The 14,037-nt window shown below is 68.6% G+C and carries 11 protein-coding genes and 3 pseudogenes; 8 read left to right on the top strand and 6 right to left on the bottom strand.

Annotated elements, in window-relative coordinates:
• The first annotated feature begins 375 nt into the window (after window positions 1-375).
• Window positions 376-582, top strand: coding sequence for a DUF7144 family membrane protein (locus tag ACZ4EG_RS44645; protein ID WP_467794785.1), 207 nt, complete (start codon window positions 376-378; stop codon window positions 580-582).
• 75 nt (window positions 583-657) lie between these two features.
• Here the strand turns inward: ACZ4EG_RS44645 and ACZ4EG_RS44640 are convergent, their stop codons facing one another.
• Window positions 658-2,268 (bottom strand): MFS transporter, encoded by a 1,611-nt coding sequence (locus ACZ4EG_RS44640; protein ID WP_467794784.1) that lies wholly within the window; start codon window positions 2,266-2,268, stop codon window positions 658-660.
• Between the two features lie 279 nt (window positions 2,269-2,547).
• On the opposite strand from ACZ4EG_RS44640, the gene ACZ4EG_RS44635 reads away from it, so the two are divergent.
• Window positions 2,548-4,146 carry an ISL3 family transposase gene (locus tag ACZ4EG_RS44635; protein ID WP_467794783.1) on the top strand — a complete coding sequence of 533 codons (1,599 nt, stop codon included), beginning with the start codon at window positions 2,548-2,550 and terminating at the stop codon, window positions 4,144-4,146.
• A gap of 20 nt (window positions 4,147-4,166) precedes the next feature.
• Here the strand turns inward: ACZ4EG_RS44635 and ACZ4EG_RS44630 are convergent, their stop codons facing one another.
• Window positions 4,167-4,709 (bottom strand): DUF6368 family protein, encoded by a 543-nt coding sequence (locus tag ACZ4EG_RS44630; protein ID WP_467794782.1) that lies wholly within the window; start codon window positions 4,707-4,709, stop codon window positions 4,167-4,169.
• A gap of 112 nt (window positions 4,710-4,821) precedes the next feature.
• Here ACZ4EG_RS44630 and ACZ4EG_RS44625 point away from each other — a divergent pair.
• Window positions 4,822-4,976: pseudogene (locus tag ACZ4EG_RS44625) on the top strand (IS110 family transposase); the annotation flags it as partial.
• Window positions 4,977-5,206: 230 nt separating this feature from the next.
• On the opposite strand, the gene ACZ4EG_RS44620 reads toward ACZ4EG_RS44625, so the two are convergent.
• Window positions 5,207-5,305, bottom strand: coding sequence for a hypothetical protein (locus ACZ4EG_RS44620; protein WP_467794786.1), 99 nt, complete (start codon window positions 5,303-5,305; stop codon window positions 5,207-5,209).
• Between the two features lie 370 nt (window positions 5,306-5,675).
• Between ACZ4EG_RS44620 and ACZ4EG_RS44615 the strand changes: the two genes are divergently transcribed.
• Window positions 5,676-6,356: a uridine kinase family protein gene (locus tag ACZ4EG_RS44615; protein ID WP_467794781.1), complete on the top strand. Its 681-nt coding sequence runs from the start codon at window positions 5,676-5,678 to the stop codon at window positions 6,354-6,356.
• A 48-nt stretch (window positions 6,357-6,404) separates the two neighbouring features.
• On the opposite strand, the gene ACZ4EG_RS44610 is transcribed toward ACZ4EG_RS44615, so the two are convergent.
• The gene (locus tag ACZ4EG_RS44610; RefSeq protein WP_467794780.1) at window positions 6,405-6,605 is read right to left on the bottom strand and encodes a hypothetical protein; all 201 of its coding nucleotides are present in this window, start codon (window positions 6,603-6,605) and stop codon (window positions 6,405-6,407) included.
• Window positions 6,606-6,748: 143 nt separating this feature from the next.
• Here ACZ4EG_RS44610 and ACZ4EG_RS44605 point away from each other — a divergent pair, with 143 nt between their 5' ends.
• The 4 genes and pseudogenes from ACZ4EG_RS44605 (at window position 6,749) to ACZ4EG_RS44590 (ending at window position 11,638) form a co-directional block, all read left to right on the top strand.
• Window positions 6,749-7,207 carry a hypothetical protein gene (locus ACZ4EG_RS44605; RefSeq protein ID WP_467794779.1) on the top strand — a complete coding sequence of 153 codons (459 nt, stop codon included), beginning with the start codon at window positions 6,749-6,751 and terminating at the stop codon, window positions 7,205-7,207.
• 948 nt (window positions 7,208-8,155) lie between these two features.
• Window positions 8,156-9,127: a tetratricopeptide repeat protein gene (locus tag ACZ4EG_RS44600; RefSeq protein WP_467794778.1), complete on the top strand. Its 972-nt coding sequence runs from the start codon at window positions 8,156-8,158 to the stop codon at window positions 9,125-9,127.
• Window positions 9,128-9,216: 89 nt separating this feature from the next.
• A pseudogene (locus ACZ4EG_RS44595) lies at window positions 9,217-11,051 on the top strand (helicase associated domain-containing protein); the annotation flags it as partial.
• Between the two features lie 116 nt (window positions 11,052-11,167).
• Window positions 11,168-11,638, top strand: coding sequence for a hypothetical protein (locus tag ACZ4EG_RS44590; protein WP_467794777.1), 471 nt, complete (start codon window positions 11,168-11,170; stop codon window positions 11,636-11,638).
• Here the strand turns inward: ACZ4EG_RS44590 and ACZ4EG_RS44585 are convergent.
• On the bottom strand, window positions 11,610-12,425 hold the full coding sequence (locus tag ACZ4EG_RS44585; protein ID WP_467794776.1) for an IS5 family transposase: 816 nt from the start codon (window positions 12,423-12,425) through the stop codon (window positions 11,610-11,612). The two genes, ACZ4EG_RS44590 and ACZ4EG_RS44585, sit on opposite strands and share 29 nt — an antisense overlap.
• A 916-nt stretch (window positions 12,426-13,341) precedes the next feature.
• Window positions 13,342-13,470, bottom strand: a pseudogene (locus ACZ4EG_RS44580) (extradiol dioxygenase); the annotation flags it as partial.
• Window positions 13,471-14,037: the final 567 nt, after the last annotated feature.

Raw genomic sequence — 14,037 nt, 5'->3', positions numbered from 1 at the left:
ACACCGAGCCAAGCGTCACGACGTCGGCAAGACCGTCAAACGCGCCGACACGATCAAGGAACACGAAACCCGCCGAGGATAAACGCCAAGCTCAGCTCACGTACCGCCCTCTGATGCAGGTTTGGGTGACAGGATGTCACCCGATCGTGCAGCAGACCCAGATGCCCAGTACCTCGCTCAGGACGGAGGCTGGCACCTGGGCGGCAAGGTCGAGCAGGGCTGGGGGTGGTTCGGGTGTCTACGAATGTTTCTGAGTTATCGGGTCTTGGGCTGTTGACCTGGGTGTATCCACCAGGGTTGGTGGATCGGGTGGTGGCCGCTTGCGGGTGTGCTTAACAGCGCAAACGGCTGCTTCCCGCCCGGCTGGTGGTGTACATGGGGCTGTTCCAGGCCGCGAAGTGGGCACGGATCTCCGGCATCGTCATCGCCGGACTGATCATCATCGCCAACTTCCTGTCCCTGCCGTACGCCCCTTTGTGGTCCACCCTGATGATGGCGTTCTCGGGAGTCGTCATCTGGGCCCTGTGCGTGGCCCAGCCCACAGGCGGCAGCCCGCGCCAACGGGCACCGCGCGTCACCTGAGGGATCCCGTCGCTGCGCTTCCTGCCCCAGCGAGACAGCGCAGCAGACACGGACTACGCGACATCCCCGTCACGGCTACGTCGAGCGGGGCGGGGCCGTCGGGATCCTTGAGGTGAAGTACATCGCCAGAACAGAAGCGAACGCGAGGATCGCAAGCGCTGCGCGCAGGCCGTCCAACCGGGCGTCGGCGTTCGCCTCCAGCGCCGCCTGGGCCACCTCCTCATTCGTGCCCGCTTCGTCGAGAGCGGTCTTGAGCTGGGCGTCCGACAGGAATGTCACGCCACTCTGAAGCTCAACGGCCGCCTGGCTTTTGACCTCGGACGGGATCGCCGGATTCTGCTCAACGCTGGTCAGGAACGAAGTAGTGAGGGCCGCGATCAGAATCGATCCGGCCAGTGCCGTACCGATGGAGGAACCGAGGTTGGTGATGGCGTTCTGGACGCCGCCGACTTCCGCGCTCTGTTCGTCCGGCACTGCGGAAACGGTGACAGACCCGAGCTGGGACGCCAGCGCGCCCATCCCGCCCCCGATCAGCAGGAGGGGGACAGTGACAACTTCCGCTCCGGCGCCGGCGTCGAGGGCTGCCATCAGGACCACCGCGCCAACGAGCATCGTGAGGATCCCGAGCCGCACCACTCGCCTCGGCGAGGTGCCCGGAAGGAAGCGCGGGATGAGGGTCGCGGCCGCCACCAATGTCAGGGAAAGCGGTAGAAGTCGCGCCCCGGTCGCGAGCGCGGACAGGCCCAGAGCGACAGACAGATAGAGCGGTACGACGAAGAACACCCCCATCAGGACGAGGTACTGGAAGAAGAACATGGTCAGGCCGCCGGTGAGCTGCTTGTTGTGCAGCAGGCCCGGGGCGATGAGCGGCTCCCTGTGCTGCTCCACGAGGCGGGCCTCCCAGCCGACGAAGAGCCAGACCAGAAGCAGGCTCGTCAGCAGCAGCCACACGACCAGCGAGACCCCGAGCCACGAGGGCGCTTCGGGCTTCGGCCGGAACCAGCCCCATTCGTCCGAACGGAGCACGCCGTAGACGAAGGCCCCAAGCCCGAGCGCGGACAGCGCGGTGCCGATCAGATCGATGTGCGGGCGCCTGCCGCTCGGTGCGTCCGTGATGCGGCGAGCGAGCACCAGGATGCCGATCACCACCAGGACCTCACCGGCGAACACCCATCGCCAGGAAAGGTACATCGCGGCGAAACCCCCGATGAGCGGCCCGAGTGCGATCGCCACGGCACCCGCGGCCGCAACGAGCCCGTAGGCGGCGGGGCGTCGTTCAGCGGCGAAGTTGCCGGCCACAAGCGCCACGATCGCAGGCAGAATGAGCACCGCTCCGATGCCCTCCAGGAATGACCAGCCGAGCAGCAGCACGAGCAGGTTCGGCGCGAGCGCTGTGGTGAGGGAGCCGCATCCGTAGATGCAGCAGCCGATCATGAACGCGCGTCTCCGGCCGATCAGCGCCCCGACCTTGCCTCCGGGAATCATGAACATCGCCATCACGAGCGTGTAGGCGGTGATAGCACCTTGGATCCCGGTCACCGTCGTGCCCACGTCGTCGGCCACCGTTGCGATCGAGACGTTCATGACGGAGCTGTCGAGAGCCATCAGGAACTGACCGGCCGCGAGGGTCGACAGGACGAGCCGCGCCCTTGCCGAACTTTCGACAGTGCCGGTCCCGGGAGTCATACGCGAAGCATTTCAGCTGCCCGGGAGACGGAACCCCAACCACGCCATGGAGCTCAACCGCTTGGCGGGCATGAAGTCGGACCAGCCGGAAGCCGCCGTGGCCCCACCGGTGCGGGTGCCGAGGGGGCGGGCTGGTGTCCCGTGGTTTTGTTCACGAGAACGGGTTCTGGCTCAGCTTCTCGCGGCCACGCTGAGTGACGGCTCGACGTCTCCGGGCGGTACGCCAAGTCGCCTGAAAATGAGCTGTGGACGGGGTCGTTGGGCCGACAGTTCGGGGCCGTGGAAGAGGTCGTGCTCCGGCTGAAGGAGCTGTTGTTCCCGTCGATCGCGGACGTCGCGGTGCTGTCGGTGGACGTGAATATCGAGACAGTGCGTGTCGACGCGCACTGCACTACGGACGGTGCCGTGTGCCCGGTTTGTGGGGTCTGGTCGAACCGGGTTCATGGCTCGTACCTGCGGTTTCCCGCTGATGTGCCGAGCGCCGGACGAAGCGTTGTCCTACGGCTGCGGGTCCGCCGGTTCGCATGCGGGAACTCGGGCTGCGCACGCCGCACTTTCGTCGAGCAGATACCCGGCCTGACCCGCCGGTACGGTCAGCGGACTGAGCGGCTGCGGTCGACTCTGGCTGCGGTCGGTCTCGCCCTGGCAGGCCGGGCCGGCGCTCGCCTGGCATCCGTCCTCGGGGTGTCCGTAAGCCGCAGTACTGTCCTGCGCCTGGTCGACGCTCTTCCCAACCCAGGGGTGGCTGTTCCGCGGGTGGTCGGCGTCGACGAGTACGCCACCCGCAAGGGCCGTCACTACGGCACCGTCCTCGTCGACATCGAAACCCGCCGTCCTGTGGACCTGCTGCCGGACCGGGAGGCATCGAGCCTGGCGGCCTGGCTCGCCCAACGGCCCGGCGTCGAGGTCGTATGCCGAGACCGGGCGCCCTTCCTCGCCGAGGGCGCCGCCCTCGGCGCGCCACAAGCCATCCAGGTCGCGGACCGGTGGCACCTCTGGCACAACCTGAGCGAAGCCGCCGAACGGAGCGTCGCTCAGCACCGCCGCTGCCTTCGATCCCTGGCTCCCACGGCCCCCGAAGCCGAGCCGGAGCCCGCCCCTGCCGAGGAAGCGAACGGGTCACCCTGGCCGCGAGGCCACCGGTTCGCCGACCGCACCCGGGCCCGGCACACCGCCGTCCACGCACTGTTGAAGGCCGGGCACAGCCGCCGCTCGATCCAGCGCCAGCTAGGCATGACCTACCGCACCGTCAAACAGTTCGCCGACGCCGCGACACCGGAAGAGCTCTTCACCGGCCAGTGGCAGCACCGGCCCTCTGTCCTGGATGAGTACAAGCCCTACCTTGACGACCGCTGGAACGAGGGCTGCACCAACGCCTGGAAGCTGTGGGAGGAGATCGTGCCGCTCGGCTACAGGGGCAGCTACCAGCGCGTTCGTGCCTACCTGCACGACAAGCGCACCTCACCACGGCCAGTGACCGCCCGGCCGCCCTCGCCCCGGACGGTCGCCGGATGGATCCTCCGCCGTCCGGAAACCCTCACCGAGCCCGAACAGCTCCAACTCAAGACTGTCCGCGCCCACTGCCCCGAAATCGACGCCCTCACCCGTCACGTCCGCTCCTTCGCGACCATGCTCACCGAGCGCCAGGGCGAGCGCCTGCCTGACTGGCTCGACGCCGTCCGGCAGGACGACCTGCCCAGCCTCCACACCCTCGCCGCAGGCATCGACCGCGACCTCGACGCCGTCATCGCCGGGCTGACCCTGGCCTGGAACTCAGGTGCCGTCGAAGGGCACGTCAACCGGATCAAGATGCTCAAGCGCCAGATGTTCGGCCGAGCGGGCTTCAAGTTGCTACGCAAGCGGGTACTACTCGCGTGAACCAGCTGGCTGAGTTCCAGCTACTTCAGGAGCCGGAAACCGGGCTGTTGGGCCCACGCTCGGAGGAATTCCACCGAGCCGTACGCGGCGGGGCACGGATCGGTGATCGTTGCGACGATGCCGGGAAGGCCGGCCACGATTGAAATCTGATCTTCTCGCAGTTCGGCGTTGGCGACACCACCGATCACATCCATGACGGCGGCGGTCAGCAGGGCCGTGACGAGGTGGTCGACAGGACGGTTGCAGAACGCGATGACGTCGACCGCGTGGGTGGGGGTGAAGCCGATGAGAAGTTCCTGGTCGACTTCGTCAGCGTGCTCGGCCTCGAAGACGGCCTCGTCACCGATTCCAGGCCCCATGAGAGAAACCAGGACGGGCCGACGTCCGTCTACGTCCCCGGCGTCCGTGATCCCGAGGCTCTCCGCGTGAATGTTCAGCTCGTACTCGCCGACCCGCTTCTCCTCAAACCGGGCCGAGGCGCCAAGCAGGAACTCGCGGAGCCGCTGGATCGCCACGCGGGGGACGGCCTCCGCCAACTCGATCACCAACACCGGTCCGCTCATGGTCCGGAGCCTAACCAGCCGGAACTGTCACCAGCCACCGATTACTCAGCGTGGCCGCTTCACAGAAGCTGAGCCAGAACCTTCACGTGAACGAAGCCAGCCTGCCGTGCACGATCCGGCCTCCCGCACCTATTACGACAAATGCCGAGCCCGCCGGAAGACCCACACCCAGGCACTTCTCCGCCTGGCCGACAACGGATCAACGTGCTCTTCGCCATGCTCCGCGACGGCACCTTCTACGAACCCAGAACCCCACGCCTCGCTTGACCAAAGACATAGAGGCACCCCCCGGAGCCACCGGGGCAGCCTCCGGATCCCGTCCCAGGGGTCACCCTAACGGGTACGGAGAGCCGCTTCCCCGCAGCAGCCTACCGGCCGTTGAGACTATGTGCTGTGTGTTACGTGCTGCGGACTCCGGGGGCCGCGGGCTCGGTCGGCTCCGACGGGTGACCTCCGGAGTCGCACCAGCGGCCAGCGGCACCTCGACTCCGCGGCGCCTACAGTCGGGCGGCCAACCCGCCGCCGTCAACAACGACCGTCGTTCCCTGTACATATCCGGCCACCTCACTGGCGAGGTAGAGGGCCGCCCCGGCGATCTCTCCGGCTCTGCCGGGCGACCTGCCGGAGACGTCTTGGTCAGGGCATCGAGGGCGGCGGCCGTCGGTGCTGTTCCCGGTGTGCGGGTGGGGCCCGGGCGGGGTCGCCTGGTCGCAGGTGCGCTGCCTCGACTACTCGTTCCCGCGCGTCGACGTCACGCCCGCGCCCAAGGGCCGCTACGCCACGCTGAAGGTCCGCGGCATCGCCGAGACCGGTGCGCAGGTCGACCAAAGGTCGCGGCCCTGGCCTCCGCTGAACCGGGCCGCGTTTCCCCGCTTGCCATGGGCGATCACGCCGCCGTACATTCCCTGCACCCGGCTTGTCCGGCCGCGTCGTCTATCCCCTTTGAGCACATGAGGAGCGCCCGGTATGACGGGTGTACTGGCGGTCGCAGGCGGCACCGCATCCGGCAAGTCCACCCTTGCCGAAACCCTGTCGCTGCAGTGTCCCGAGACCATCGCGCTGGTCCATCTGGACGACTACTACGTGCCCGCGCACGACCCCCTGAGGGGTGTGTGGACGGTCAGTGCCGACGGTCACGCCGTCCTCGACTGGAACCATCCGGGGTCGATCGACGAGACAGCGGTGACACACGCCATTGACGCGGCGCTGCTGCGCCCCGGCGTGCTGCTGGTCGTGGTCGAGGGCCTGTTCGCGCTGTCACTGCCGTCCGTGGTCCGGCGGGCGGCGTGGCGGGTGTATGTCGACACCCCCGACGACATACGCCTGGCCCGCAAGATCCTCCGGAAGATCGAGATGCAGCGGCAGGACCCCCGACTGTCCCTGCGCAACTATCTGCAGACCGGCAGGGACCGCCACGCAGCCCACGTCGCGCCCTCCCGGACGGCGGCCGATCTGGTCGTGGACGGGACCGCGAGCGAGGCGGAGATGCTGGCGGCCGTCATGCCGCTGATCGGGCCGGCCCTCGCGCCGCCGCCCGCGGCGCCCTCGCGGGCACGGGCGGTGCGGTGTGACCCGTACCCCCGGGGTCCCGGCGTTCGCGCTGTGACGTGCCCGGGGGCACCGGCCCCGGCGAGGGACGCCGCGTGATCACGCTTCCGGCAACACAGCCCAAGCCCCGGCGGGCTCTCAGGTAGATCACGACCGATCCAGTTCACCTGCAGCCAGGCGAACTGCAGGGGCGACATATGGCGGGATCAGGGGAAGACCCGCATCCAGGCTCTCTTCCGCTTCGCCCGGCACCGCATGGGCGTGCTCTTCGCGATGCTCCGCGACGGCACCTTCTACGAACCGCGCACCACCGAAACAGCCACCGCAGACCACCTTGATGAAGGACATAGAGGCACCCCCCGGTTGCCAGTCCTGTGTCTGCTGCCGACCCCGTCACGACCGCGTACCGAAACCACCGTCCTGGCCCGGTTCATGCGGCTTTCGGGCATGCTCCCTCCATCACGAGGGGGGAGCCGGGGGAAATGCGAACCGTGCGTAGGCGAGCAGACGGTTTCAGGGCACGCGACCGGTGGCGACAGCTGTTGCCGAAACTGCTGCTGGCGCCGGCCTTCGCCGCGCTGATCGGGGCAGTGGTATGGGCGGTAGCCCGGTACGGGCTGTCGACAGCTGACCAGACCTCCAGCGTGGTCGGAGGCGTCATCGGCCTGATCAGCCTGCCCCTCTCCCTCTACGGCCTACGCGACAACGGAGCCGGTCAGGCCCCGCAGCCCGGTGGGGGCACGGACGCCGGGCGGCGCTGGGTTGTAACCGCGGCCGCCCACCCTTCTTTCAGACCGCCCCTCCCTTCGGCGCCGGTCCGCGGCCGGGATGAGGAACTCGCCGCCCTGCGCAGGCTGGCCCGAGGGCGGAGTGGCGGGATGGTGGTGGTCTGCGGCGCCGGCGGCCTGGGCAAGACCACCCTCGCCGCCCAAGCTGCCCAACAGGCGTAGCAGGACGGATGCGTTGTCTTCTGGATCCGCTGGCAGGACAACCCCGAGCAGCTCGCCGCCGACCTCACCACCATCGCCCAGACTCTCGGCCTGAGCGACCACCAACTGTCCGAAGCACAGACGGGGCGAGCCGTACTCGTCGATACCGTCTGGGACCACCTCGCCCAAGTGGCAGGCTGGGTGATCGTCGTGGACAACGTCGACACCCCCACCCGGATCGGCCCCGGAACCGAGCCCGTAGCCGCCTACCCGCGGCTGGCTGCGCCCTGACAGCGCTGGACTGCTCCTGATCACCAGCCGCGACACCACCACAACCACCTGGGGCCCCCACGCCCAGATCATGAACCTCGACCCACTGGAGGAGGACGCGGCAGGCCAAGTACTCCATGACGCCGCACCCCTCGCAGGCACCCCCGAGGACGCCCGCACACTCGCCACCCGACTCGGCGGCCTCCCACTGGCCCTGCAAGCCGTCGGCCGCTACCTCGCCACACCCACCAGCCGCTACACCACCTTCACCACCTACCAAGCTGCCCTGGACTTGGAATTCGACGACCTCGTCGCAGCCGCCCACCCCCGCGCAGACGATCCGACTGTGGCCCGCACCGTCGTCCGCGTCACCTGGCACATCTCCCTCGACCAGCTCCACACCGACGGCTACACCCTCGCCCGCCCCCTCCTCCACCTCCTCGCCCTCCTCGAACCAGCCCCCATCCCCCGCACCCTCATCACCCCTCCCTCCTCACCGACGCCACCGGACAGCCCGCCACCGCCACCACCCTCGACGCCGCCCTCGCCGGACTCCACCAATACGGCCTCATCACCACCCCACCCCCCAACACCCAGGGACCAACTCTCGGAGCTGGTCAGCTTGTACTCCACCCACTCGTCCGCGAAGTCATGGCCCTCCCCACGCCCTGCATCAACTCAGCAGCCTGCCTTACCGCCGTGGACACCCACCTCATCCAGGCCGTCCACGACACCACTCAAGCCGGACGCGCAGGGTGGGCCACCGCACGGCTCCTCACTCCCCACCTCATCGCAGTCCTCAATCGCGCCCCCGACGCGAACTTCACCACCGCCCGCGATGCCGTCAACACCCTCGCCATCACCCTCGATACCGCCGGTTTCGCCAGCGACGTGCACCTTCTGGTCCAGCACATGCTCGACGCCGAGACCCGACACCTCGAACCTGACCACGCCGAGATCCTCGGCAGCCGCGACTTCCTCGCCACCACTCTGAGCGCTCTGGGCCACTACCAGGAAGCCGCCGACCTCCACCAACAAACCCTCACCGACCGCGAACGCACCCTCGGACCCGACCACCCCGACACCCTCAACACCCGCAACAACCTCGCCCGCGCCCTCAGCGCCCTCGGCCGCCGCCAGGAAGCCGCCGACCTGTTCCAATACACGCTCACCGACACCGAACGCGCCCTGGGACCCGACCACCCCGACACCCTCACCAGCCGCAACAACCTCGCCGTCGCCCTTAACGACCTCGGCCACTCCCAGGAAGCCGCCGACCTCCACCAACAAACCCTCACCGACCGCGAACGCACCCTCGGACCCGACCACCCCGACACCCTCACCAGCCGCAACAACCTCGCCCGCGCCCTCAGCGTCCTCGGCCAATACCAAGAAGCCGCCGACCTCCACCAGCGCAACCTCATCGAGCGGGAACGCACCCTAGGACCCGATCATCCCGACACTCTCAACAGCCGCAACAACCTCGGTCTCTCCCTCAACGACCTCGGCCGACACCAAGAAGCCGCCGACCTCCACCGCCGCAACCTGATCGCCCTAATGCGCACCCTCGGCCCCGACCACCCCTACACGCATTACAGTCGGCAGAACCTGGCATCAGTGGAAGCCGCGGCGGTACGTACACGGCGCAGAAGGTGGGGACGACGCCGCTGAGAGACGGCAGCCGGCACTGCGATCCCGTCCAACGATCAGCCGCAGCTGTGCCACCCATCCAAAGCAGGCGGACGCCACTACAGGCGAAGATCGGCCGGCCGTGGTCGGCGATCCACGACCAGGCCCGCATCCCGGCCGGCTTCCGGCTGTACATGACCGCCACCCCGCGCATCCTCGCCTCCCCCCAGCCCGTACACGGCGCAGACGGCCAGGAGCTGGAGATCGCCTCCATGACCTCCGACCCCGACGGGCCCTACGGCCAGTGGATCTACGAGCTGGGACTGTCGGAGGCGATCGAGCGGGGCATCCTCGCCCCCTTCGAGATCGACGTGCTCGAGATCCACGACCCCGACCCAGTTGCCGAGGCCATTGAGGGCTCGGAGGAGGCGGTGCGTGGCCGGCGCCTGGCGCTGCTGGAGACCGCGCTGCTCGAGCACGCCGCGCGGCACAACCTGCGCACCGTCATGACGTTCCATCACCGGGTCGAGGAAGCCGCGGCGTTCGCGGACAGCCTGCCGAAGACGGCTGCCGCGGTGTATGAGGCGGAGGTGCCGGAGCAGGCTCTGGCCGCGGCGGAGCGGATGCCGCCGTCCTCGATCGACGCACGCTTCTACGACCTCGACGAAGGCCGGCACGTGCCGCCGCAGCGGGTGTGGTCGGCATGGCTGTGCGGCGACCATCTCGTCGCCGAACGCCGCGCAACCATCCACCAGTTCGCCAACGGCATCGACACCGACGGGCGACGGGTACACCGCGCCTTCCTCGCCTCCGTACGGGTCCTGGGGGAAGGCGTCGACATCGTCGGCGAACGCGGCGTGGAAGCCATCTGCTTCGCCGACACCCGCGGCTCTCAAGTCGACATCGTCCAGAACATCGGCCGAGCCCTGCGGCCGAACCCCGACGGGACGACAAAGACCGCACGGATCCTCGTCCCCGTCTTCCTCCAACCCGGCGAAAACCCCACCGACATGGTCTCCAGCGCCTCGTACGCACCCCTGGTCGCCGTCCTCAACGGCCTGCGCAGCCACTCCGAACACCTCATCGAAGACCTCGCCTCCCCCGCCACCACCAGCGGACAACGCACACTCCACCTCCAACGCGACGCCGACGGACACATCACCGCCACCACGGCCGGCGAACAGGACCAGGCCGGCGAGACCGGGAGCGCGCCGGCATCAGCACTGCTGCACTTCTCCACCCCCCGCGACCCCGCCACCATCGCCGCATTCCTCCGCAACCGCGTCTACCGACCCGACTCCACCGTCTGGCTCACCGGCTACCAAGCCCTCAGACGCTGGCGCGCCCAACACCACATCACCGGCCTGCACGCCGTCCCCTACGACACCGAAGTCACCGTCGGCATCACCGACACGTTCCCCCTCGGACGGTGGATCCACCAGCAACGCAAAGCACGTCGTACCGGCGACCTCGACAGCCATCGGATCCAGCAGCTCGACGCCGAAGGCATGGTCTGGGAACCCGGCGAAGAAGCCTGGGAGAACAGGCTCGCCGTGCTCCGCTCCTACCGACGCGCGCACGGACACCTCGCCCCCCGCCAAGACGCCCTGTGGGAAGGCCCCGACCCCGACGGCCCGGACCGCACCAGCATCCCCATCGGCCAGCTCATCACCAACCTCCGCCGCCCCCACGGACTCGGCAAAAACCCCGAACGCGCCCAGACCCGGGCCGCAAGCTGACCGCCATCGACCCGGACTGGGACTGCCCCTGGCCGCTGGACTGGCAACGCCACTACCGCGTCCTCGCCCAGCTCGCCGCCGACGAGCCCGACCACCGGCTCCCCGACATCAACCCCGGCGTGACGTTTCAGGGTGACGACTTGGGCGCATGGGTCCGACGGCAGACCCGAAACTGGAGCGAACTCACCGACGAGCAGCAGAAACGACTGGCCAGGCTTGGCCTGAGACGCCATCCGCTTTCCGAACGTGATCGCTTGGTTCGGGGTGGGCGGGCATGAACTCCAGTCGGCGGCGGGAGAGATGAGCGTGGTTCGTCCGCTGGTCTGGCTCGTGGAGGTGGCTGATGCCGTCGGTGCTCGGTCTGCTGGAGGCCCGGGAGAAGAAGATCCGGGAAGAGATCGCGCGGCTGCGCGAGGAGGCCGAGCGGGTGCAGGCCGCGCTCGCTGAGGCGGAACGCGCGCTTGAGCGGCTGGTGGATGCCCGAGTGACGGTGGCCGAGGTGCTGGCCGGGCCGCCTTCCGCGATCGCGGAGCCGGCGCGGACCACGGTGGCGGGGTCGCCGGTGCCGCGGCGGGCCGAGGGCATGGAGGCGTCGGTCCTCGCGCCGGATTACCAGCGGATCGTGTCGGTGCTGGAGTCGGAAGCGGGCCGGGATGGCATGCGCTGCCGGCAGCTGGCCGTGGCCCTGGGGCTTCAGGCGGTCCCGGCGAAGGTCGAGGGGCTGCGGTCGAAGGCGAAACGCCTGGTGGAGCGGGGGTGGGCCCTGCAGGTGCGGCCGGGAGTGTTCACCGCGCTCGCGGCGCCGGCCGGCTGAAGGCACCCGGGCGGCGTCCGGCCAGACGGCCGCTCATGAGCATGGTCATCGACCACAGCACCATGGCTTCGTGCATGGCGGGCAGCGTCTCGTAGTCACGCGCCAGGCGACGCGAGCGCATGAGCCAGCTCAGCGTTCTTTCCACCACCCACCTGCGCGGAAGCACCACGAACCCCGCCGTGTCATCAGTGCGTTTGACGATCTCAACGGTGAGCTGGAGTTTCTCGCGGGCCCAGTCGACCAGCCGCCCGGCATAGCCGCCGTCTGCCCACACCAGGCGGATCGAGAAGTACAGCTTTCGCAGCCGTTCCAGAAGAGGCACGGCGGCATCGCGGTCCTGCACGCTCGCCGCGGTCACCGCGACGGCGAGGACCAGGCCGAGGCAGTCCACCACCAGGTGCCGCTTGCGGCCGCCCACCTTCTTGCCACCGTCCCAGCCGGATGTCGAGCGCGGGATGTTCGCCGCCGCCCGCACCGACTGCGAGTCCACGATCGCGGCCGTCGGGTCGGGTGAGCGGCCCTCCATCTCCCGGACCTTGTCGCGCAGCCGGTTGTGGAGCTCGGCGAGCAGACCCGTGACCTGCCAGCGGCGGACGAAAGCATGCACACGCCGATACGGTGGGAAGTCCGCAGGCAGGTTGGCCCACTTGACTCCGTTGTCGGCCACATAGCGCACTGCGTCGATCATCTGCCGGTGGCAGAAGCCCTCTGGCCGCCCGCCCCGTCCCTCCAGCCAGGCCGGAACCGGCAGCACGGCCCGGATGACCTGCCACTCTGCCTCCGTCATGTCAAAGACGTAGCACGGGGTGCGGTTCGGCCGGTCTGCAGCGTTGCCGAACCTGTGCGCGAGACAGTCACACGGCGGGGAGAGCGAGTTGGACTCCACGCACGCGAGCGCGAAAGACTGCGGCAACAGGGCCTCCTGGTACTCGGTTCGGTTCGCACCCCCGAGCTACCAAGAGGCCCTGCTGCCATGCGCCAGTTCTCGCGTGATCACCCGATCAGGAACCCTGTTCGACGAGACCAGCCCAGCAATCGATAAGCGGATGGCGTCTGACACCCACCCATCGGCCCACCCCGCCCCCAGTCAGCACAGCAGGCGCCGCGGAGGGCGCAAGGAAGCCCTCAGCAGCCTTCCAAAAGGGCATTGCCGCCCTCGCGCAGTACATCCACCCGCGAAGGCCACCACCACGTCCCCAGGGCCCACACAGAGACAGTCACCGTGGAAGGACCCGGCCACGGAGAAAGCACGTCGGTATCCGTACGGCTGGGCGTATTCATGAGCAACACCCGCAGCCGCCGCGACAAACTCACCGAACCCCAACGGGCCGCACTTACCGAACTCGGCATCGAATGGGCATGAGACGTCACCACCGCGGCCGACACCACCGTGCCCGCCGCCGAGGTCGAACAGCTGCTGTGCACGAGGGCGGGCTCACAGGGGTGCGGGCCGTGGCGAACTCCCCTATCAGCAATCGGGCCTCGTACGCGTACGAGTTGGAGTTCACCCGCTCGGGCGGCGGCGCGCTCCACCACATCCGGTCCCGAATCCGGGCCGGCTGTGGCAGCCGATCGACGACGGCCGCCGCCGTCGCCTGCGCTCCCTCGTCCGTACGGCGGGCCACGGCATCGTCCGCGGCACGGCCGGCGCCTTTTCCGATACCCAGAGCACGTGCCCAACTGGGACCCGGAACCCACGGGACGACGTTGAGGTAGAAGGCCGGGCCTTCCGCCGGTACCCGGAAGATCTCCTCAGCGCCGAACGATTTCGTATAGAAGCCGAGCAGAACGTCCTGGTCGGCAGTCACGATCACTGGCTGGATGGTGGACATGGCACTCCTGTCGGGAACGGTCGTGTCGCTGGGTAGACCGTTCGAGAACGGTGAACTCATCGGCAAAACCACCCCGCCGGACGATCTACAACACAGACTGCCGCCCACGACCAGCACGAGCACCCCGAAACGAGGTCACGCCACCCCGCTGACCAGTCACTTCAAGATGGCGGAGCTTCAAAGAATGCCAGCAGCCGCCCGCAATCCCCTCGCGGACGGCTGCTGGCACAACGAAAGGCCCGCGCACAGAACTCAGCGGGGCGGGCGGCTGGCTACTGCTGGCCTGAAAGCCCCGACGGGGGCGCGCACTGCACCCGTCCAGCGCACACGGACCGGCCGCACGTGAACTACCACGTTGACCGGACATCCCCTACGGCAGCCAGCGGCGTCGAATGGCTGGAGTAGGCGCCGATCCCTGAAGCGCTCCGGGTCTGATGGAGGTGATGGAGTCGGATCGCTGGAGAATCGACGGTTCCAGCAGCCTCCGGAGGCCGTCATGCCCCGCAGCTGGGGCCTTCAGTTTCCGCCGCACCCGCCTCCGCCGTCTGGCCGGCGCCCAGACCTGGG

It is taken from the genome of Streptomyces sp. NPDC025638 (assembly GCF_055558775.1).
This window is presented reverse-complemented; position numbering and strand designations above follow the sequence as displayed.

What these genes read in the sequence shown, in the direction of transcription:
- ACZ4EG_RS44640 (WP_467794784.1), bottom strand. Translation starts at nt 2,268, where the DNA reads ATGACTCCCGGGACCGGCACTGTCGAAAGTTCGGCAAGGGCGCGGCTC.
- ACZ4EG_RS44585 (WP_467794776.1), bottom strand. Translation starts at nt 12,425, where the DNA reads ATGACGGAGGCAGAGTGGCAGGTCATCCGGGCCGTGCTGCCGGTTCCG.
- ACZ4EG_RS44610 (WP_467794780.1), bottom strand. Translation starts at nt 6,605, where the DNA reads ATGTCCTTCATCAAGGTGGTCTGCGGTGGCTGTTTCGGTGGTGCGCGG.
- ACZ4EG_RS44630 (WP_467794782.1), bottom strand. Translation starts at nt 4,709, where the DNA reads ATGAGCGGACCGGTGTTGGTGATCGAGTTGGCGGAGGCCGTCCCCCGC.
- ACZ4EG_RS44645 (WP_467794785.1), top strand. Translation starts at nt 376, where the DNA reads ATGGGGCTGTTCCAGGCCGCGAAGTGGGCACGGATCTCCGGCATCGTC.
- ACZ4EG_RS44590 (WP_467794777.1), top strand. Translation starts at nt 11,168, where the DNA reads ATGCCGTCGGTGCTCGGTCTGCTGGAGGCCCGGGAGAAGAAGATCCGG.
- ACZ4EG_RS44615 (WP_467794781.1), top strand. Translation starts at nt 5,676, where the DNA reads ATGACGGGTGTACTGGCGGTCGCAGGCGGCACCGCATCCGGCAAGTCC.